General features: G+C 70.5%; 20 protein-coding genes and 1 pseudogene. 16 read left to right on the top strand and 5 right to left on the bottom strand.

Going from position 1 to position 19,990, the window contains the following annotated elements; translation table 11 throughout:
* Positions 1–37: 37 nt before the first annotated feature.
* Both murJ and IE173_RS11620 read right to left on the bottom strand, forming a co-directional pair.
* Positions 38–1,645 (bottom strand): murein biosynthesis integral membrane protein MurJ, encoded by a 1,608-nt coding sequence (murJ, locus tag IE173_RS11615; RefSeq protein ID WP_191283664.1) that lies wholly within the window; start codon positions 1,643–1,645, stop codon positions 38–40.
* Positions 1,642–3,345 carry a DUF6049 family protein gene (locus IE173_RS11620; RefSeq protein WP_191283665.1) on the bottom strand — a complete coding sequence of 568 codons (1,704 nt, stop codon included), beginning with the start codon at positions 3,343–3,345 and terminating at the stop codon, positions 1,642–1,644. The genes murJ and IE173_RS11620 overlap by 4 nt, the downstream gene beginning before the upstream one ends.
* Before the next feature lie 70 nt (positions 3,346–3,415).
* Between IE173_RS11620 and IE173_RS11625 the strand changes: the two genes are divergently transcribed.
* The 8 genes and pseudogenes from IE173_RS11625 to IE173_RS11660 all read left to right on the top strand — a co-directional run bounded on the left by IE173_RS11625 (position 3,416) and on the right by IE173_RS11660 (position 9,403).
* Positions 3,416–4,849, top strand: a complete 1,434-nt coding sequence (locus IE173_RS11625) for a CCA tRNA nucleotidyltransferase (RefSeq protein WP_191283666.1) — start codon at positions 3,416–3,418, stop codon at positions 4,847–4,849.
* 109 nt (positions 4,850–4,958) lie between these two features.
* Positions 4,959–5,321 (top strand): annotated as a pseudogene (gene rpsF / locus IE173_RS11630) (30S ribosomal protein S6); the annotation flags it as partial.
* Positions 5,322–5,413: 92 nt separating this feature from the next.
* A complete protein-coding gene (locus IE173_RS11635) occupies positions 5,414–5,920 on the top strand; it encodes a single-stranded DNA-binding protein (RefSeq protein WP_191283668.1) in 507 nt (168 codons plus the stop codon).
* Between the two features lie 45 nt (positions 5,921–5,965).
* Complete coding sequence (rpsR, locus tag IE173_RS11640) at positions 5,966–6,229, top strand: 30S ribosomal protein S18 (protein ID WP_191283669.1); 264 nt, start codon at positions 5,966–5,968, stop codon at positions 6,227–6,229.
* 4 nt (positions 6,230–6,233) lie between these two features.
* Positions 6,234–6,686 carry a 50S ribosomal protein L9 gene (gene rplI / locus IE173_RS11645; RefSeq protein WP_191283670.1) on the top strand — a complete coding sequence of 151 codons (453 nt, stop codon included), beginning with the start codon at positions 6,234–6,236 and terminating at the stop codon, positions 6,684–6,686.
* A gap of 441 nt (positions 6,687–7,127) precedes the next feature.
* On the top strand, positions 7,128–8,507 hold the full coding sequence (dnaB, locus tag IE173_RS11650) for a replicative DNA helicase (RefSeq protein ID WP_191283671.1): 1,380 nt from the start codon (positions 7,128–7,130) through the stop codon (positions 8,505–8,507).
* Positions 8,508–8,558: 51 nt separating this feature from the next.
* Complete coding sequence (locus IE173_RS11655; protein ID WP_191283672.1) at positions 8,559–9,164, top strand: DUF308 domain-containing protein; 606 nt, start codon at positions 8,559–8,561, stop codon at positions 9,162–9,164.
* Positions 9,161–9,403 (top strand): hypothetical protein, encoded by a 243-nt coding sequence (locus IE173_RS11660; RefSeq protein WP_191283673.1) that lies wholly within the window; start codon positions 9,161–9,163, stop codon positions 9,401–9,403. Before IE173_RS11655 ends, IE173_RS11660 begins: the two co-directional genes overlap by 4 nt.
* Before the next feature lie 87 nt (positions 9,404–9,490).
* Here the strand turns inward: IE173_RS11660 and purB are convergent, their stop codons facing one another.
* Positions 9,491–10,873, bottom strand: coding sequence for an adenylosuccinate lyase (gene purB / locus IE173_RS11665; RefSeq protein ID WP_191283674.1), 1,383 nt, complete (start codon positions 10,871–10,873; stop codon positions 9,491–9,493).
* Complete coding sequence (locus tag IE173_RS11670) at positions 10,870–11,388, bottom strand: low molecular weight protein-tyrosine-phosphatase (RefSeq protein WP_191283675.1); 519 nt, start codon at positions 11,386–11,388, stop codon at positions 10,870–10,872. Before IE173_RS11670 ends, purB begins: the two co-directional genes overlap by 4 nt.
* Positions 11,389–11,500: 112 nt before the next feature.
* Between IE173_RS11670 and IE173_RS11675 the strand changes: the two genes are divergently transcribed.
* Positions 11,501–11,758, top strand: coding sequence for a hypothetical protein (locus tag IE173_RS11675; RefSeq protein WP_191283676.1), 258 nt, complete (start codon positions 11,501–11,503; stop codon positions 11,756–11,758).
* Positions 11,755–13,170, top strand: coding sequence for a hypothetical protein (locus IE173_RS11680; protein WP_191283677.1), 1,416 nt, complete (start codon positions 11,755–11,757; stop codon positions 13,168–13,170). Before IE173_RS11675 ends, IE173_RS11680 begins: the two co-directional genes overlap by 4 nt.
* Here IE173_RS11680 and IE173_RS11685 read toward each other — a convergent pair.
* On the bottom strand, positions 13,167–13,589 hold the full coding sequence (locus IE173_RS11685) for a phage holin family protein (RefSeq protein ID WP_191283678.1): 423 nt from the start codon (positions 13,587–13,589) through the stop codon (positions 13,167–13,169). The two genes, IE173_RS11680 and IE173_RS11685, sit on opposite strands and share 4 nt — an antisense overlap.
* A 52-nt stretch (positions 13,590–13,641) precedes the next feature.
* On the opposite strand from IE173_RS11685, the gene IE173_RS11690 reads away from it, so the two are divergent.
* From IE173_RS11690 to IE173_RS11715, 6 genes are read left to right on the top strand one after another with little or no spacing between them, the layout of a single operon-like run.
* Entirely contained in the window at positions 13,642–14,727 is a 1,086-nt protein-coding gene (locus tag IE173_RS11690; RefSeq protein WP_191283679.1) for a histidinol-phosphate transaminase, read from the top strand.
* Between the two features lie 5 nt (positions 14,728–14,732).
* Positions 14,733–15,848 carry a thiamine pyrophosphate-dependent dehydrogenase E1 component subunit alpha gene (locus IE173_RS11695; RefSeq protein ID WP_191283680.1) on the top strand — a complete coding sequence of 372 codons (1,116 nt, stop codon included), beginning with the start codon at positions 14,733–14,735 and terminating at the stop codon, positions 15,846–15,848.
* Entirely contained in the window at positions 15,845–16,825 is a 981-nt protein-coding gene (locus tag IE173_RS11700; protein ID WP_191283681.1) for an alpha-ketoacid dehydrogenase subunit beta, read from the top strand. The genes IE173_RS11695 and IE173_RS11700 overlap by 4 nt, the downstream gene beginning before the upstream one ends.
* Positions 16,826–16,838: 13 nt before the next feature.
* Entirely contained in the window at positions 16,839–18,191 is a 1,353-nt protein-coding gene (locus tag IE173_RS11705; protein WP_191283682.1) for a dihydrolipoamide acetyltransferase family protein, read from the top strand.
* A 57-nt stretch (positions 18,192–18,248) separates the two neighbouring features.
* The gene (locus IE173_RS11710) at positions 18,249–19,181 is read left to right on the top strand and encodes a metal ABC transporter solute-binding protein, Zn/Mn family (protein ID WP_229842067.1); all 933 of its coding nucleotides are present in this window, start codon (positions 18,249–18,251) and stop codon (positions 19,179–19,181) included.
* Complete coding sequence (locus IE173_RS11715; protein WP_229842068.1) at positions 19,178–19,963, top strand: metal ABC transporter ATP-binding protein; 786 nt, start codon at positions 19,178–19,180, stop codon at positions 19,961–19,963. Before IE173_RS11710 ends, IE173_RS11715 begins: the two co-directional genes overlap by 4 nt.
* Positions 19,964–19,990 lie beyond the last annotated feature (27 nt).

Here is a 19,990-nt window from a genome sequence, read left to right on the forward strand (position 1 = left end):
CATCCTAGGTATCCGGTATTTCGGAACAGGTGGGCTCTCAGTTTCGCCTGACGGAAGAGAGCACGCCGCGCAGCTCGGGTGCGCGTGTCACCGCGAGCACGCCGAGGAAGGTCAGGATGGCGCCGGCCCCGACGATCGCGGTCGTCACGATCCCCTCGACCTGGCCCGCCGTTGCGAAACCGTCTGCGGCGAAGCCACCGAAGAGCGCGAGGATGCCGACACCCGCCGCCGCAGCGGGGATCGTGGCGAGTGCAAAGACCCCGAAGCGACGGACGACGCCCGCTCCGCCGCCCCCGAGCCGACGGCGCAGGATGATCGCTCCGACGATCGCCTGTGCGATGACCGAGAGGGAGGTCACCAGGCCGATCCCGGCCGCGATCCAGGCCGACGGCGCGGCCAGCAGGGCGAGCGCGCCGGCGATGAAGAGCGCGGCCTGCACGATCTGGAGGACGAACGGCGTGCGGGTGTCGCCCAGGGCGTAGAAGGCGCGCTGCACGACGTACAGCGTGCTGAACGGCACCAGCCCGACCAGGAACCCGAGCAGCACGAGGGCGATCGCCCGTGCCCCCTCGGGGTCCTCGGCGAAGAAGGCGGCGAACGGAAGCGCGGCAGCGGCGAGGGCGGTCCCGGTCCCCGCCACGAGCATCCCGATCGCGCGCAACGATGCCGACAGGTCGGCACGCAACCCGGGAGTGTCGCCGTCGCGCACTGCGGCGCTCATGCGGGTGAAGTACGGCGTCGCGATCGAGATCGCGACGATCGAGTGGGAGAGCATGAAGATGAGCCACGCGATCCGTAGCACTGCGAGAGAGGCATCCGAGTCATCGGCCCGGCCCGCGACGTTCGTCTGGACGAGGTTCGTCAGCTGGATGATGAGCACCATCCCGAAGACCCAGCCGGCGGCGCGCGCCGGCGCGCCCAGGCCCGCGCCGCGCCAGCGGAAGTCGGGGCGGAAGCGCAGCCCGGTGCGCCGCCAGAAGAACAGCAACAGAACGGCCTGAAGTGCGACGCCGAGGGTCGCCCCGCCGGCGAGCAAGGCGATGCGCTCAGGCGTCCAGGTGGCCGGATCGTCGTGCCCGCGGAATCCGTAGACAACGCCGAACAGCACGAGAACGCCGATCATGACGACGTTGTTGAGCGCCGGGGCCCATGCAGACGGCCCGAAAATGCCGCGCGCACTAAGCACCTCGCCGACGAGCGCATAGACCGCGTAGAAGAGAATCTGCGGGAGGCACCAATAGGCGAGCGCGATCGCCAGTTCAAGGCCGCCGCCGTCGAGCGCCCGGTCGCTGCTGCCGAGCGCGTAGAGGCGCACGATGAACGGCGCCGCGAGCGTCGCGAGCACCGTCGCGGCGAGAAACGCCGACACCCCGAGGGTCACCAGGCGGTTGACGAAGGCCTGACCGCCGTCGGCTTGCGTGGCGGCCTTCACGATGTGCGGCACGAGCACCGCCGAGAGCAGACCCCCGGCGACGATCGCGTACACGTAAGTCGGCAGCTGGTTGGCGAGGGCGAACGCGTTGGGGCCGGAGCCCTGGACGCCGATCACGTACGCGAGAACCGAGACGTTGGCGAATCCGAGCAGGCGCGAGACGATCGTGCCCGAGGCGAGCGCCGCACTCGCGCGCTGCACCGTGCCGCTCACGCGGCCTCCTGCGCTTCCAGCTCGTGCTCGCGCGCTGCGCGCCGGCGCCGCACGATCACGTTGCGGGCGATCCCCGCCGCGAACACGACCGTGGCGACGGCACCGACGATGATCCCTACCGTCTCCCACTGGGCCTGCAGATCGGCGTCGAACCGCCGCGGGGTTCCGATCGCGACCCCCGTCGACGGACTCGAAAGGCTCACCTCGACGACGACGGTGCCGTTGGTGATCGCCTCCGCGTCGAGCCGCACCACCTTCGACGAGCCCGGCTCGACGGTGACATCGGTCGGGCTGTCGATCCGCAGCAGCGGGCGCTGCGGGCTCGCCGCCACGCGCACCGTCACGGCGAAGTCGAGGGCATTCGCGATCTTGATGGGGATCGAGGTCTGCGTACTGGTGACCAGGAGGTTGCCGGTGTCGATGATCGACACCGAGCCCAAGATCTCGGTCGAGCGTTCGAGGAAAGCGGCGGAACGCGTCGCCCAGTCGTCGGCGTCGACGTCTTGCACGGCGAGCAGCGCGAGAAGCTGCAGCCGTCGTTCGGCGGTGAGCGCGAGCGGGTCGGCCAGGATCGTGGCGAACGCGTCTTCGGCACGGACGGCCGCCACCAGCGAAGGGGCCGCCGCGATGTGGTCGGCGGGCGCGCCTTCGACGACGCTCGCGCTCTCGGTCGCGCCGGCGAGCACCCCCGAGAGCCCGGTCACCTGAGTCGAATCCCGGGCCACGATCGACGCGACGGTCTCGCTGAGACCGTAGGCCGAGAACGACGACGCACGATCGAGGGTGAGAACCAGCGATCGGCCCGGATGCGCGGCGGCCAGCCCGTCGAGCGTTGCGCCCAGCCGGGCGATGGCCTGCTCGCGCGTCGCGTCGTCGATCGAGGTGCTCGCCTCCCGGAACAGGTCGGATGCCGCGGAGTCGGCGACGAGGGCGCGGGTCGGGCCGAGTTCCACGAGCGCGCTCGCGGTCTCGGACACGTTGGCGGACGTCACCAGCACCGCGTCGTAGCCGGTGTCGGCGTAGACCTCGAGACCGGAGGCGGCGACCGAGCCATCCGACGGCCAGGCGATCTGGCCGATCGCGTCGGGCCAGGCGAGCAGCTCGTCGGTGGTCGGAAGCGGGGGCGGGTCCTCGGGGTCAGGGGTTGTCGTCGGCTCGGGCGTCGGCGTGGCCGTCGGTGTCGGCGACGCGGTCTGGGCCGGGCCGAAGGCGTCGGGGTCGAGGGCGAAGCCGAACCCGAGCGGCTGGGCGAGGTCGATCGAATCGGCGCGGATGAGGGCGGAGAGGTCGGCGTCGGAGTAGGCGAGCAGGAAGACCTCGTTCGCAGCCGACTCGAGCCGGTCGAGCCAGTCGAGGGCCGTCTCGGGCGCGGTCGAGCCGAGCGCGCGGATCGAGGCGGGGATCATGGGGTCCAGGGCCACCGTCGCCGAGGTCGCCAGCACCTCGTCGAGCTCGCGGGTGAGGTTGCCCGCCGGGGAGGTCGCGATCGACAGCGCCTCGGCGCTGAGCAGGCCGTCATCCCCGGCGCGCGCCGTGATCGGCACGACGATGCTCACCGCCATGGGGGCGCCGACCGCCTGCGGGGCGCCCACAGCCGGAGCGGCGAGCACGGCGGGTGCGAGGACGGCGGCGGCGACGGTGACGACCACCGCGGCGCGGGTCACGGGCGACACGCGTCGTCGATCCCGCGCAGCCGCCATGCCAGTGAGCTTAAGCGCCGAGCGCGTGCGGGTCGCGTCGGCCGACCCGCACACCGACGACAATGGACGGATGGACAGCGTTGCGGAGGCGATGGAACGCCTTCGCGACCTCGCGACCCGACCCGCGGTCGCCGAGCTCGCCCAGCTCTTCGCATCCGCCGGGCACGAACTCGCGATCGTCGGCGGCACCGTGCGCGACGCCTTCCTCGGCAGGGCGCTTACCGGCGACGACGTGGACCTCGACTTCACGACGGACGCCACCCCCGAGCAGACCGAGGCCGTTCTCGCACCCCTCGGCAAGACGCTGTGGGACACCGGGCGTCGGTTCGGCACCATCGGCGTGCGGCTCGGCGGCTACGTCTGCGAGATCACCACCTACCGCAGCGACGCCTACGACGGCACGAGCCGCAAGCCCGAGGTGCAGTTCGGCGATACCCTCGAGGCCGACCTGACCCGACGCGACTTCACCGTGAACGCGATGGCGCTGCGGGTGCCCGAGCTCAAGCTGGTCGACCCCACGGGAGGGTTCGACGACCTGCTGAATCGCCGGTTGCGCACCCCGGGCGCCCCCGAGATCTCGTTCGGCGACGACCCGCTGAGGATGCTGCGCGGCGCGCGCTTCCGCGCCCAGCTCGGGTTCGACCTCGACCCCACCGCCGCGGATGCCGCGCGCCGGATGGCGTCGACGCTCGACATCGTCGCCCCCGAGCGGGTGCAGCAGGAGCTGGCGAAACTGCTGCTCTCGCCCGAACCGTCGGCCGGCATCCGGGTGCTCGTCGACACCGGGCTCGCCGACCAGGTGCTTCCCGAGGTGCCCGCCCTGCGGCTCGAGATCGACGAGCACGCGCGCCACAAGGATGTCTACGAGCACAGCCTCATCGCGCTCGACCGGGCGATCGAACTGGAGCGCTCGCGTGAGCACGCGCCCGACCTGGTGCTGCGTCTCGCCGTGCTGCTGCACGACATCGGCAAGCCGGCGACGCGCGCGATCGAGCCGGGCGGCGGGGTGACCTTCCATCACCACGACGTTCTCGGCGCGCGGCTCGCGACCAAGCGCATGAAGGCGCTGCGCTTCGACAAGGCGACGACCGAGGCGGTCGCCGACCTCATCCGTCTCCACCTGCGCTTCTTCGGCTACGCCGAGGGGGCGTGGACCGACTCGGCCGTGCGGCGCTACGTGCGCGACGCGGGCGACCAGCTCGAGCGCCTGCACATCCTGTCGCGGGCCGACGTGACGACGCGCAACAAGCGCAAGGCCGACCGGCTCGCCCACGCCTACGACGACCTCGAGGCCCGCATCGCGGCCCTCGCCGAAGAGGAAGAGCTCGGCCGGCTGCGCCCCGACCTCGACGGGGAGCAGATCATGAGCATCCTCGGGCTGAAGCCCGGTCGCGAGGTCGGCGAGGCCTACCGCTTCCTCATGGAGGCGCGACTGGATTCCGGCCCGCTCGGCGCGGAAGAAGCCGAGCGGCGACTGCGCAGCTGGTGGGCAGCGCGCAACTGACCTATGATCGACAGGTTGCCCGCCCGCGCCTTTCGGATCGGGGGGCGGCACGTCACTACCCTCCTGCCGCAGACATCCTGCGGCCGCTGAGACCAGAGGAGGTGGGTTAATGACGCACCAGTATGAGCTGATGGTGATCCTCGATCCCGAGATCGATGAGCGCACCGTCGCACCCAGCCTGGACAAGTTCCTCAACGTGATCCGCAACGATGGCGGCACGATCGAGAACATCGACATCTGGGGCCGCCGTCGGTTGGCCTACGAGATCAAGAAGAAGGCCGAAGGCATCTACGCCGTCGTCAACTTCACCGCGAAGTCGGAGACGAGCGTCGAGCTGGACCGCCAGCTGAAGCTCTCCGAGGCCGTGCTGCGCACCAAGGTGCTGCGCACCGAGGAAGCCGTCGCCCGCGTCGCCGCGCACACCGCCGAGGAAGAAGCGAAGGCGGCCCGCAAGGCGGCCGCGATCGCGAAGAAGCCCGCCGCGCCCGTCGTCGCGAAGCCGGTCGAGGCCGAGCCCGCCGCCGACGTCGCCCCCGAGCCCGCAGCGGCCGAGGCGGAGTAGTCATGGCCGGCGAGACGATCATCACCGTGGTGGGAAACCTCACCGCCGACCCCGAACTGCGGTACACGCAGAACGGGCTGGCCGTCGCCAACTTCACCATCGCGTCGACCCCACGCACGTTCGACCGTCAGGCGAACGACTGGAAGGACGGCGAGGCGCTGTTCCTGCGCGCGTCCTGCTGGCGTGAGTTCGCCGAGCACGTCGCCGGTTCGCTGACGAAGGGAAGCCGGGTCGTCGCGACCGGTCGCCTGAAGCAGCGTTCCTATGACGACCGTGACGGCAACAAGCGCACCGCGATCGAGCTGGAGGTCGACGAGATCGGCCCGAGCCTGCGTTACGCCACCGCTCAGGTGACGCGTGCGCCGGGTGGCAGCAGCGGTGGCGGTGGCCGCGGCCAGGTCGCCGCAGGTGGAGCCGAAGAGCCGTGGGCCGCAGGTGCCCCGGCCGCCGGCGGCGCCGACGACGTCTGGAACACGCCCGGCTCCTACAACGACGAGACCCCGTTCTGAGCCGTCGGGCTGACAGAACGCTAGAGATTCAGAAAGAAGACAGCAATGGCTGGCAAGAGCAGTAGCAGCGGCGACCGCCGCAAGCGCGTCCCCAAGGGGGGCAAGAACGCGGCGCCCGCGAAGAGCATCCGCGTCGGCATCATCGACTACAAGGATGTCGCGACGCTTCGCAAGTTCATCTCCGAGCGCGGAAAGATCCGCGCCCGGCGCATCACCGGCGTCTCGGTGCAGGAGCAGCGGCTCATCGCCCGCGCGGTCAAGAACGCGCGCGAGATGGCCCTCCTCCCCTACGCGGGCTCGGGGCGGTAGAGACATGTCGAAGCTCATCCTCACCTCCGAGGTCACCGGCCTCGGTTCGCCGGGTGACGTCGTCGACGTCAAGAACGGCTACGCCCGCAACTTCCTCATCCCGCAGGGCTTCGCGATCGCCTGGTCGAAGGGCGCCGAGAAGCAGGTCGACTCGATCAAGGCGTCCCGCGCCGCGAAAGAGCTCGCCACCCTCGAGGAGGCGCAGGCCCTCAAGGCCAAGCTCGAGTCCGCCCCCGTGAAGCTCGCCGTCAAGGCCGGCACCGAGGGTCGACTGTTCGGCTCGGTGAAGACCGCCGACATCGCGGCCGCCGTCAAGGCTGCCGGGCTCGGCGACATCGACAAGCGCTCGATCGAGATCTCGGCGCCGGTCAAGAGCCTCGGCAAGCACGACGCCACCGTGCGTCTGCGCTCCGACGTTCTCGCCGCGCTGACGCTCGACGTGGTCGCCGCCAAGTAACGCGTTTCACCCGGATGGCGCACCCCTCGCGGGGTGCGCCATCCGTCGTTAACCGGGGGACACCCCCCTCATCTTTTCCGGTGACGCGTCCCGCATCCGTCCACAGGGGACTTGTCAACCCCCGAACTCTCAAGTGGCACTCCAACCCTGTTTCCACACACAGGGTGTGCAATGAGAAATCCCTGATCAGATCATCCTTCAATCGCGATCTTGGTCGGTTTCCCACAGCTGTTTCCACAACTTCTTCACACGAGCGTCGGCGTTTCCCGCCGATTCCCCACAGCGTTGTCCACAGGGCGGGTTGTCCCCCCATCGGTGCACTCCTAGCCTGAACGAGCACTCCCGTCGCGGGGTTCGGGGGAACCTCAGCAAACCGGCCGTTCAGGGTGTCGTCCGGCGATGTCGGCGTGCCCGCTTACCCTGACCGCAGGAGGTCACTTCATGTCCATCGCCCACCTGGGACTTGCCGACGCACCCGGCTCGGGCGAACGCGGAGGGTGGCAGGGGGAGCGCACGCCGCCCCATGACCTGCTCGCGGAACAGAGCGCCCTCGGCGGCATGATGCTCAGCAACGACGCCGTCGCCGACGTCACCGAGGTCGTGCGCGGCCTCGACTTCTACATGCCCAAGCACGAGGTCGTGTTCGACGCGATCCTCTCGCTGTACTCGCACGGCGAGCCGACCGACGTGATCGCGGTCACCGATGAGCTGACCAAGACCGGTCTGCTCGGGCGCGCCGGCGGCGCGGAATACCTGCACACCCTCACCGGACTCGTGCCGACGGCGGCGAACGCGGGCTACTACGCCTCGATCGTCGCCGAGAAGGCGGTGCTGCGGCGGCTCGTCGAGGCGGGCACCCGCATCGTGCAGATGGGCTACGCGAGCGAAGGCGAGGTGACCGATCTCGTCAACAACGCGCAAGCCGAGATCTACGGCGTCACCGGCGGCCTCGAGGGCGACGACTACATCCCGCTCGTCGAGGCGATCGACACCGCGGTCGGCGAGATCGAACTGGCTCGCGGCCGCGACGGGCAGCTCGCCGGCGTGCCGACCGGATTCGCCGAACTCGACTCCCTCACCAACGGCCTCCACGGCGGCCAACTGATCATCGTGGGGGCCCGTCCCGCGATGGGCAAGTCGACGCTCGCGCTCGACTTCGCCCGCACGGCGGCCGTGCACCACAAGCTGCCGACCATCTTCTTCTCGCTCGAGATGGGCCGCAGCGAGATCGCGACCCGTCTGCTGTCGGCCGAGTCCGGCATCCCGATGCATGTGCTGCGCAAGGGCAACATGGATGAGCGCGACTGGACCCGGCTGGCGAGCGTGCGCGGCGACATCGGCGACGCGCCGCTGTTCATCGACGACAGCCCCAACATGACGCTCGTCGAGATCCGCGCCAAGTGCCGCAAGCTCAGCCAGCGGGTCGGGCTCAAGATGGTCGTCGTCGACTACCTGCAGCTGATGACCTCGGGCAAGAAGGTCGAGTCGCGCCAGCAGGAGGTCAGCGAGTTCTCGCGGGCCCTCAAACTGCTCGCCAAGGAACTCGCGGTGCCGATCGTGGCCCTCGCCCAGCTCAACCGCGGACCCGAGCAGCGTGCCGACAAGAAGCCGGCCCTCGCCGACCTGCGCGAGTCGGGCTCGCTCGAGCAAGACGCCGACATCGTCATCCTGCTGCACCGCGAAGCCGCCTACGATCGCGACCACCCGCGTGCGGGCGAGGCCGACCTCATCGTCGCGAAGCACCGCAACGGCGCGACCGACGAGATCGCGGTCGCCTTCCAGGGGATGTACTCGCGCTTCGCCGACATGCCGCGCGTCTAGCGCGGACCGGGCCGACGGCACCGCAGCTACCCCGCACGTAGACTGATGCGCGTGGTAGCCGCCTGGATCGCTCAACTCGCCCGCGGCATCCTCGCCCTCGCCCTCGGGATCACGATCACGCTGACCCTCGAGCACACGCCCGTCTTCGGACTGGTGACCTTCGGCGTCTTCGCGCTGCTCGGCGGCGTCGTGCTGGTCGGGGCGTCGCTCTTCGGCGCCTACGCCGGCCGGATGCGGGCGGGATTCCTCGCGCAGGGTGTCGCGACCGTCGCCGCCGGAGTCGTGGCGCTCGCCGTCCCCGGCGGAGGGGTGACGTTCCTGGGGTACCTCGTGGGCGCCTGGGCGGTCGTCGCGGGACTGCTCGAAGGCGTCAGCGGCATCCTCGCCCGGAGACTCTCACCGCTGGCCCGGGACTGGATCATCACCGGCGCGCTCACGCTCGCGCTCGGCCTGGTCGCCCTGCTGCTGCCGCCCGACATCGTGCAGACCTTCGCCGGTGAGCGGGGGGCGTCGGGAACGCTGACCTCGTCGGTCATCCTCATCGGGGTGATCGGCGTGTGGGCGATCCTCGTCGGGGTGCTGCAGGCGATCTCGGCGGTCACCGTGCGCACCGCCCGTACCGCGCCCGCCGCGCGCGACCAGGTCGTCGCGTCATGAGCGAGCCGACCGGTCGCCGCCCCACCTGGCGGGAGCGTGCCCGCCCCGCCGAGGTGCTCGGCCTCGCCGCCGTGCTCGCGGCGTTCGTCGGGGTCGGGGTGCTGTTCTCGACCCGCAACCTGCTGCTCGCCGTGGAGTTCTTCGGCGCCGCGTTCGTCGTCTCGGTCGTCGTGTGCGCGACGCTGCTGCTCGCGATCTCGAAGCCCGAGCCTCCCGGCGACGGGCCGTCCGCGCACTGACGCGCGACTCATCCGTCACAGTTGTCACCGATTTCCGGCCGCGCAGCCCGGAAATTGGCGGATGAGGGGAAGCGAGCCCGCTCGGGCTCAGTCGAGGGCGTCGACGAGATCGTCGGCGAGGCCGGTGTACCCGGCGGGGGTGAGGGCGAGCAGCCGCGCCTTCGCGTCGGCGCCGATGTCGAGACCCTCGACGAAGGCCCGCAGGTCGTCGCCCGTGATGCGCTTGCCGCGGGTGAGTTCCTTGAGCAGCGCGTAGGGGTCGGCGATCGAGGAGCGTCCGGCGGTGACCTCGGCGCGGATGACCGTCTGGATCGCCTCGCCGAGCACCTCCCAGTTGGTGTCGAGGTCGGCGGCCAGCACGGCGTGCGCCACCGAGACCTCGTCGAGCCCGCGACGGATGTTGTCGAGGGCGAGCAGGGAGTGCCCGAGGGCGACGCCGATGTTGCGCTGAGTCGTCGAGTCGGTGAGGTCGCGCTGCAGGCGGCTGGTCACCAGGGTCGAGGCCAGCGAGTCGAGGAGCGCCCCGGAGAGTTCGAGGTTCGCCTCCGCGTTCTCGAAGCGGATCGGGTTGACCTTATGCGGCATCGTCGACGAGCCGGTCGCGCCGGCCTGCGGGATCTGCGCGAGATAGCCGATCGAGATGTAGGTCCACACGTCGGTGCAGAGGTTGTGCAGGATGCGACCGGCGTGCGCGAGCGCGGTGTACAGCTCGGCCTGCCAGTCGTGCGACTCGATCTGGGTGGTGAGTGGGTTCCAGTCGAGGCCGAGCGACGTGACGAACGCGCGCGACAGCGCCGGCCAGTCGGCTCCGGGGTCGGCGGCGAGGTGGGCCGAGAAGGTGCCGGTCGCCCCGCTGAACTTGCCGAGGTACTCGATGCGCTCGATGCGGGCGATCTGCCGCTCGAGGCGGTGCACGAAGACGGCGATCTCCTTGCCGAAGGTCGTCGGCGTCGCCGGCTGACCGTGGGTGCGGGCGAGCATCGGGGTGGCGCGCTCGGCGACCGCGAACTCGCGCAGCCGGGCCACGACATCCCGCAGCTTCGGCAGCCACACCTCGGTGACGGCGGCGTGCACGGTGAGGGCGTAGGAGAGGTTGTTGACGTCTTCGCTGGTGCAGGCGAAGTGCACGAGCTCGGCGATGTGGTTGAGCCCGAGATCGCTCAGCCGGCGGCGCACCAGGTACTCGACGGCTTTGACGTCGTGGCGGGTGGTGGCCTCGAGGCGGGCCAGCTCGTCGATCTCGTCGGCGCCGAACTCGGCGGCGAAGTGCCGCAGTTCGCGCACCTGCTCGGCCTCGAGCGGGGTCGTGCCGAACAGCCCGCGCTCGGTGAGGAAGACGAGCCACTCGACCTCGACCCGCACGCGCGCCCGGTTGAGCCCCGCTTCGGAGAGGTGCTCACCGAGCTCTTCCACGACGGCGCGGTATCGGCCGTCGAGGGGGCTCAGCGGTTGCGGGGGCAGCGGGCTCATGAGACTCCCTGTCGGAGGACCGGTTCAAGCTGACGGAACAGCGCGACGCTCGCACGCTCGATGGTGGCGAGCACGGAGTCGAAGAGCACCGCGTCCGAATAGTACGGATCGGGGACTTCCGCCGAGGCGCTCGACTCGTCGAACGACAACAGCATCTGCACTTTGGCGCCGGCATGCTCGTCGCCTGCCCATTCTCGCAGAGTGCGTTCCTGACCGCGGTCGAAGACGACGACGAGGTCGAGGGCGGCGAACCAGGCGGGGTCGAACTGCCGCGCCCGGTGGCCGGTCGCGTCGTAGCCGCGCGTCGCGAGTGCGGCGATCGTGCGGGCGTCGGCGCGCTCGCCGACGTGCCAGTCTCCGGTCGCCGCGGAGCTCACCTCGAGCCGCGACTCATATCCGCCCGCGGTGATGAGCCGCCGGAAGACCGCCTCCGCCATCGGCGATCGGCAGATGTTGCCGGTGCAGACGAAGCAGATCCGGAAGACCGGCCCCGGTTCCACGGGGACGCGTGCCATGCGCCCATCATCCCGCGATTCGCGCGTCCTCCACAGGGGCGGAACGAAACGACCGTGCGGATGCCGGCCGCCGGGCGGCCGGTCGGGACGCCGCGCCGCACAGGATGACGGCATGAGCCCCGCCCCCGTCGACCCCGCCGCGATCCGTGCCGGCCTGGAGCGGCAACTCGCTCTGCTCACCCCGGTCGTCGAACACCTGCGCTCGGCGGCCGTCGACGAGAGCCCCCTCGTCTCCGACGAGTGGCGCGGCCCGGCGGCCGAGGCGGCGACGGTTTTCCTCGCCGACCTCCGAGCCGGGCTCCGGGCCGCGGCCGAGGAGACCGACGACGTCGTGCGCACGCTGCGCCTGAACATCGCGTTGCTGTCATGAGCGACCCTGCCCTGAGCGACCCCGACGATCTCGGCGGGCAGCTGCGGGTGACCCCGGCGGGCACCGTCGTCGTGTCGACGGATGCGTTGCTCGCCTCCGCCGACCGGCTGCGGTCGCTCGAAGCGGCGCTGCACGGGGACGTGCGCCGGGTGATCATCGCCGACTCCGTCGCCACCGGGATGCCGATCGACGGGATCGTCCCCGCGCTCGAGCGCCTGCGGGCGCGGTGCGAGGGGGCCCGCGACGCGTTCGGGCGGATCGCCGAGGACTACACCCGCACCGAGGCCGCGATCGAACGGGCGCAGCGCGACCTCGCCGCGATGATCGCCGCCGCCGTCGGCCCGGCGGTGTTCGGGGCGCTGATGCGCCTGATCCTGTTCTGCCCGGGGGCGCTCATCGCCGGGGCGCTGCTCGGCTGGGCGGCCATTCCGGATGGACCGGACGGGCGACTCGGCACCGTGCGCGACTTCATGATCGCGCATCCCGAACTGATCACCAGCCCGGAGTTCGTGCGGTTCGTGTCCCTCGTCGCGACCAGCATCGACGACGCCGTGCTCGGCGGAATCGGGGTGCCGTCGTGGCTCGTCGCGCTTCCGGGTCTCGACCTCTCACCCGACGGCGGCGTCGCCGCCGGGGCCCTCACGGTCGCGGCGATGGGGGCGATGCTCGGCATGTTCCGCGAGACGCCGGTGAGTGTCGATCGAGTGTCGACCCAGGCCCTGAATGTCGCGCCCGCCGGCGTGCGGGAGCGACTCGACAACATCCCCGAAGGCGACCAGATCCGCATCGAGAAGTACGAGGCCGAGGGGATGCCGCCGCGCTACACGGTCTCTGTCGGGCCGACCGAGACCTTCTCGCCCTACGCCGACCAGGAGCCCTTCGACTCCACCAGCAACACCTACGGGGTGGCCGGCCTGTCGGCGGGGTCGTTCCGAGCGGTCGAGCTGGCGATGGCCGAGGCGGGGATCCGGCCCGGCGACGAGGTGGTGCTCACCGGGTTCTCGCAAGGGGGCCTGGTCGCGACGATGGTGGCCGCCTCGGGCGACTGGAACGTCGTCGGCCTCGAGACGCACGGGGCGCCCGCCGGCAACATCCCGCTGCCGTCGGGCATCGCCGGGATGGCGATCCGCAACACCGACGACCTCGTGCCGGCGCTCGCCGGGCCGCAGTTCGAACACGACCTGATGCAGGTCGAGCGTCGCGCGTTCCGCGAGGGCGTCGACATCCCGACGGTTCAGGCGGCGCCCGCGCACCAGCGCACCGGCTACGAGGGCACGGCGTCGGCGATCGACAGGGCCGAGTCGTCAGCGGTGCAGCAGCAGATCCGCACCCTCGACGCCTTCGCGGCCGACTACCTCGAGCGCCCCGGCGGCCACGCGACGGTGATGATGTACCACGCGACGCGCGACTAGCGGCGGCGCCCCTGGGTCTTCACGAACGGCCGCAGCACGATGCCGATGAGCCAGCTGATGACGCCCAGCACGATCGCGCCGAGCACACCCCACCAGAAACCGCCGGGCACCTGCAGGCCGAAGCCGAGAAGGCTGCTGATCCACGCGACGAGCAGGAACAGCAGTCCGTTGACGATGAGCGAGATGAGGCCGAGCGTCAGCACGTAGAGCGGGAACGCGACGACGCGGATGATGCCGCCGATGATGCCGTTGACGAGGCCGAAGATCAGCGCCACCAGCAGGTAGGTCACGACCAATTCGACGCTCACGCCGGGCTCCGGATCGTTGTACGCCTGCACGAACACGTTCGGGCTGAGGATCAGCACCGTCAGCCAGAGCGCGAGCGCGTTGATGAGGAGGCGGAGGATGAGGCGACCCATGCCCCCATCTTCATGCATGGGAGCCGGTCGCCGCGACCCTAGGCTGGACCGCATGGCCGTGACCCTCCGCCCGGAGATCGCCGCACTTCCGCCCTACCGTCAAGGTCGCGCGGCGGCTGCCGAAGCGTTCAAGCTCTCCAGCAACGAGAACCCGAGCCCGACGCATCCCGCGATCCACGCCGCGATCGCCGATTCGCAGTTCAACCGCTACCCCGACGGGGCCGCAATGGAACTGCGCACCCGGCTGGCCGAACGGGTCGGCGTGCCCCTCGAGCAGGTGCACGTCGGCGCCGGGTCGGTCTCGATCCTCTATCAACTCGTGCAAGCCGCCGCGGGCCCCGGCGACGAGATCGTGTACCCGTGGCGGTCGTTCGAGGCGTACCCCCTTCTCGTCACGGTCGCCGGCGCCACGAGTGTTCAGATTCCGAACCTGCCGGGTGGGCGGCACGATCTCGATGCGATGGCGGCGGCGATCACCGACCGCACCCGGGTCGTGCTCGTCTGCACGCCCAACAACCCCACGAGCACGCTGGTCACGGCCGCGGAGTTCGCCGCGTTCATGGCGAAGGTTCCGCCGACCGTGCTCGTCATCCTCGACGAGGCGTACTCCGAGTTCGTCACCGACGAGCGCGCGGTCAGCGGCCTGACCGAGCTCGACACCTACCCGAACCTCGTCGTGCTCCGCACCTTCTCCAAGGCGTTCGGCCTCGCGGGTCTGCGGGTCGGCTGGGCGGTGGGCCCGGCGTACATCCTGGATGCCGCGCGCAGCGCCGCGATTCCGCTCTCGGTCACCGAGCCGGCGCAACGCGCCGCCCTCGCCGCACTCGATGTCGAGGCGGAGCTGCTCGCGGTCGTCGACGAGCTCATCGAGCGTCGGGCGCGGGTCTTCGCCGGCCTCACGGCGGCGGGATGGACCGTTCCCGAGCCGCACGGCAACTTCGTCTGGCTCGCCACCGGCGAGGAGACCACGGCGGTCGCCGCGATGCTCGAAGCCGACGGGATCGTCGGCCGGGTGTTCGCCGGCGAAGGGATTCGCGTCTCGATCGGCGAAGAGGAGTCTGTCGACAGACTCCTACGTTCTGCCGCGCGCATTGTGCAGACCCTCCCGCGGGCGGCCGAAATCGCCCGGTTAGGGTAGGCACCATGTCCTACACCGAGGCGACGATCCAGTTGCTCTCGCCGGAAGGCTCCCTCGTCGAGTCGGATGTCACGGCTCCCTACCTGCCGAAGATCGCGGCGCTGAGCGACGCGCAGCTGCGCGACTTCCACCGGCAGATGGTCGTCACCCGCCGGTTCGACATCGAGGCCGGCAACCTGCAGCGGCAGGGCCAGCTCGCGTTGTGGATTCCGAGCCTCGGGCAGGAGGCGGCGCAGGTCGGGTCGGGCTACGCCGCCCGCGCGCAGGATCACATCTTCCCCGCGTACCGCGAGCACGCGGTCGGACGCCTCCGGGGCCTCGACCCGATGCGCATCATCGAGCTGTTGCGGGGCCTGAGCCACGGCGGCTGGGACCCGGCGCAGACCGGCAACTTCCACCTGTACACCCTCGTCATCGGCTCGCAGTCGCTGCACGCCACCGGCTACGCGATGGGCCTCACCTTCGACGGCGCGACCGCGACGGGAAACCCCGAGACGGATGCCGCGGTGGTCGCCTACTTCGGCGACGGCGCCACGAGCCAGGGGGATGTCAGCGAGGCCTTCGTGTTCGCCGCCAGCTACCAGGCGCCGATCCTGTTCTTCCTGCAGAACAACCACTGGGCGATCTCGGTGCCGGTCGAACGCCAGTCGCGCACGCCGCTCTACCTGCGCGGCACCGGCTTCGGCGTTCCGTCGGTGCAGATCGACGGCAACGACGTGCTCGCCTCCTACGCCGTGAGTTCGACGATGCTCGACTCCGCCCGCGCCGGCGGGGGCCCGCAGTTCATCGAGGCGCTCACCTATCGCATGGGGGCGCACACCACGAGCGACGACCCGACGAAGTACCGCGAGCACGACGACGTGCAGTTCTGGAGCGAACGCGACCCGATCTCGCGCTTCGAGACGTTCCTGCGGGCGAAGGGTGAGAGCGAGGCGTTCTTCGCCGAGGTCGCGACCGAGGCCGAAGATCTGGCCGCCGACATCCGAACGCGCACGCTCGCGCTCGGGGTGCCGCCGACCGACAAGATGTTCGCCGTCTACTCGGATCCGCATCCGCTCATGGACGAGCAGCGCGCCTGGCTCGCCGCCTACGAGGCCTCGCTCGACGAGGTGACGGAATGACTCTCGAGACGCTGACGATGGCGAAGGCCCTCAACGAGGGTCTGCGCGCCGCGCTCGCCGCGAACGACCGGGTGCTGCTGATGGGTGAAGACATCGGCACCCTCGGCGGCGTGTTCCGGGTGACCGAGGGGCTCAAGGCCGAGTTCGGCGAGAACCGGGTGCTCGACACCCCGCTCGCGGAGTCGGGGATCATCGGCACCGCGATCGGCCTCGCGCTGCGCGGCTACCGGCCGGTGTGTGAGATCCAGTTCGACGGGTTCATCTACCCCGGGTTCGACCAGATCACCTCGCAGCTGGCGAAGCTCACCGCCCGCAACGAGGGCAACCAGAGTTTCCCCGTCGTCATCCGCGTGCCCTACGGCGGCCACATCGGCGCGGTCGAGCACCACCAGGAGAGCCCCGAGGCGTACTTCGCGCACACCGCCGGTCTGCGCGTCGTGAGCCCGGCGACTCCGCACGATGCCTACTGGATGATCCAGCAGGCCATCGCCAGCGACGACCCCGTGCTGTTCTTCGAGCCGAAGAGCCGCTACTGGCCCAAGGGCGAGGTGAACCTCTCCGCCGCCGAGACCCCGCTGCACGTCAGCCGGGTCGTGCGCACCGGAACCGACGCGACGCTCGTCGGTCACGGGGCGATGGTCACGGTGCTGCTGCAGGCCGCCGAGATCGCGGCCGAGGAGGGCACGAGCCTCGAGGTCATCGACCTGCGATCGCTGTCGCCGATCGACTACGCGCCGATCCTCACCTCGGTGCAGAAGACCGGCCGGCTCGTCGTCGCCCAGGAGGCGCCGGGCAACGTGAGCGTCGGCTCGGAGATCGCCGCGACGATCGCCGAGCGCGCGTTCTACTCGCTCCAGGCGCCGGTGCTGCGGGTCAGCGGGTTCGACACCCCGTTCCCGCCCGCGAAGCTGGAGACCGCGTACCTGCCCGACGCCGACCGCGTGCTCGAAGCGGTCGACCGGGCGCTGGCCTACTAGGAGGTGACTTTCGATGGCGCAAGAATTCCCGCTCCCGGATGTCGGTGAGGGTCTGACCGAGGCCGAGATCGTCTCCTGGAAGGTCAAACCCGGCGACACCGTCACCGTCAACCAGGTGCTCGTCGAGATCGAGACCGCCAAGTCGCTCGTCGAGCTGCCCTCGCCGTTCGCCGGCACCGTGACCGAGCTGCTCTTCGAGGAGGGCGCCACCGTCGAGGTCGGGGCGCCGATCATCCGGGTGGCGTCATCCGGCGGAACGATCGAGCTGCAGGCTCCCAGCGAAGGCGATGTCGTCGGCGAGGTCGCCGACCCGAAGGCGTCGGCCGCGGCCGAGGAGGCGGAGGAGGCCGAGAAGCCCGGGGCGGTGCTCGTCGGCTACGGCTCGAAGGGCGGGCACACGACGACGCGGCGGCGACGCCCGGGGGCGGTCGCGACGACCGTCGAGGGGGCGACCGCGGATGGCGCGCGCGCGTCGGCCGGACGACGCACGACTTCCGCGTCGCCGATGCCGATCATCGCGAAGCCGCCGATCCGCAAGCTCGCGAAAGACCTCGACGTCGACATCTCGACGATCACCGGCACGGGCCTCGGTGGCGAGATCGTGCGCGAAGACGTCGTGCGCCAGGCCGGGCAGGCGAGCGTGTTCCGCAACTTCGAGACCCCGGCGTGGCCGCAGGAACGCGAGGAGCGCATCCCGGTGAAGGGGGTGCGCAAGGCGATCGCGTCGGCGATGGTGTCGAGCGCGTTCAGCGCGCCGCACGTGAGCGTCTTCACCGACGTGAACGCGACCCGCACGATGGAGTTCGTGAAGCGGCTCAAGGAGTCGACCGACTTCGCCGGCGTGCGCGTCTCGCCGCTGCTGGTGATGGCGAAGGCGGTCATCTGGGCGGTGCGCCGCAACCCGACGGTGAACTCGACGTGGACCGACAAAGAGATCATCGTGCACCACTACGTCAACCTCGGCATCGCGGCGGCGACCCCGCGCGGCCTCATCGTGCCGAACGTCAAGGACGCGCAGAACCTGAGCCTGCGCGAGCTGGCTCAGGGCCTCGAACAGCTCACGATCACGGCGCGCGACGGCAAGACGACCCCGGCCGACATGGCGAACGGCACGATCACGATCACCAACCTCGGATCGTTCGGGATGGACACCGGCACGCCGATCCTCAACCCCGGCGAGGTCGGCATCGTCGCGCTCGGCGCGATCAAGCAGAAGCCGTGGGTCATTGACGGCGAGGTGCGGCCGGCATGGGTCACGACGGTGTCGGCGGCGTTCGATCACCGCGTGGTCGACGGGGATGTCGCGAGTCGCTTCACGGCGGACCTCGCGTCGGTCATCGAGGAGCCCGCCCTCCTGCTCGACTGACCCGCCCTAATGAGAACCGTTTTGACAACCATTCTCATTACCGACTACGGTAGCGCCGTGCCTCGACTCGCTCTCCCCGCCCTCGCCACCGCCTCCCTTCTCGCCGTCGGGGGACTCGCCGGCTGCGCAGCCACGCCCGCTGCCGACGACGGGCGACTCTCGATCGTCGCGTCCACCGACGTGTACGGCGACATCGCCGAGACGATCGCCGGGGATGACGTCGAGGTGACGAGCATCATCACCAGCGCCGCGCAGGACCCGCACAGCTACGAGGCGTCCGCGCAGAACCAGCTGGCGATCGCGGACGCCGACCTGGTGATCCGCAACGGCGGAGGCTACGACCCGTTCATCGACACGCTGCTCGATGCGTCGGGCAACGACGCGCTCGTGCTGCTCGACGCGGTCGAGATCTCCGGTCTGGCCGCCGACGCCGAGCCCGATTCCGGCGACGAGCACGGCCACATCGAAGGCTTCAACGAGCACGTCTGGTACTCGTTCGAGGCGATGGACGCGCTCGCCGGGGAACTCGCCGCGCAGCTCGGCGACCTCGATGCCGCGAACGCGGAGACCTATCGGGCCAACTACGAGGCCTTCGCGGCCGAGCTCGGCACGCTCGAGGAGCGGGCTCACGACCTGCACGAGACCGTCGAAGGCACCGGCGTCGCGATCACCGAACCCGTGCCGCTCTACCTGCTCGCGGAGCTCGGTCTCGACAACGCGACCCCCGATGCGTTCTCGGAAGCCATCGAGGAAGGCACCGACGTGCCGCCGCTCGTGCTCGACGAGACGCTGCAGCTCTTCACCGCCGGGTCGGTCGGGCTGCTGGCCTACAACCAGCAGACCGCCGGGGCCGAGACCGAGGAGGTGCGTGCCGCAGCCGAGGCGGCCGGCGTTCCGGTGGTCTCGTTCACCGAGACCCTTCCGGATGGCGCAGACTACCTGTCGTGGATGACGGACAACCTCGAGGCCGTCGCCACGGCTCTGAGTTGATTCTCGAGATCGAACACGGCGCCCTCGGCTTCGGGGACCGCACGCTCTGGCACGACCTGAACCTGCGGGTCGAGCCGGGCGAGTTCCTCGCCGTGCTCGGCCCCAACGGGTCGGGCAAGACGAGCCTGCTGCGCACGATCCTCGGGATGCAGCGCCTGGATGCCGGCTCCGCGCGACTGCTCGGAGAGCCGATCCGCGGCGGCGACCGGCGCATCGGGTATGTGCCGCAGCAGAAGATCCTGCCGCCCGGCACCCCGCTGCGGGGCCGGGATCTCGTCGCCCTCGGGGTCGACGGTCACCGCTTCGGACTTCCGGTGAGCCGCGCCGCCGACCGGGCGCGTGCCGCGGAGCTCATCGCCGAGGTCGGCGCGACGGGCTACGCCGACCGGCCGATCGGCCGGCTCTCCGGCGGCGAGCAGCAGCGACTGCGGGTCGCTCAGGCCCTCGCCGGTGACCCGGTGCTGTTGTTGTGCGATGAGCCGCTGCTGAGTCTCGACCTGCAGAACCAGCGGGGGGTCGCCGAATTGCTGGACCGGAGGCGCCGCGAACACGACACGGCGGTCGTCTTCGTCACCCACGACGTCAACCCGGTGCTCGGACTCGTCGACCGCGTGCTCTATCTCGCGAACGGCCGGTTCCGCGAGGGGACACCCGACGAGGTGCTGCGCAGCGACGTTCTCAGCGACCTCTACGGAACGCCCGTCGACGTCATCCGCACGGGCGGGCGGGTCGTCGTCGTCGGCGGTCTCGAACATGCTCACCACGCCGAGGTCGCCCCGTGATCCCCGTCATCGTCGCTGGGCCCCTCG

Origin of the sequence: Pseudolysinimonas yzui (assembly GCF_014653215.1) — a bacterium.
Taxonomy (GTDB): domain Bacteria; phylum Actinomycetota; class Actinomycetes; order Actinomycetales; family Microbacteriaceae; genus Pseudolysinimonas_A; species Pseudolysinimonas_A yzui.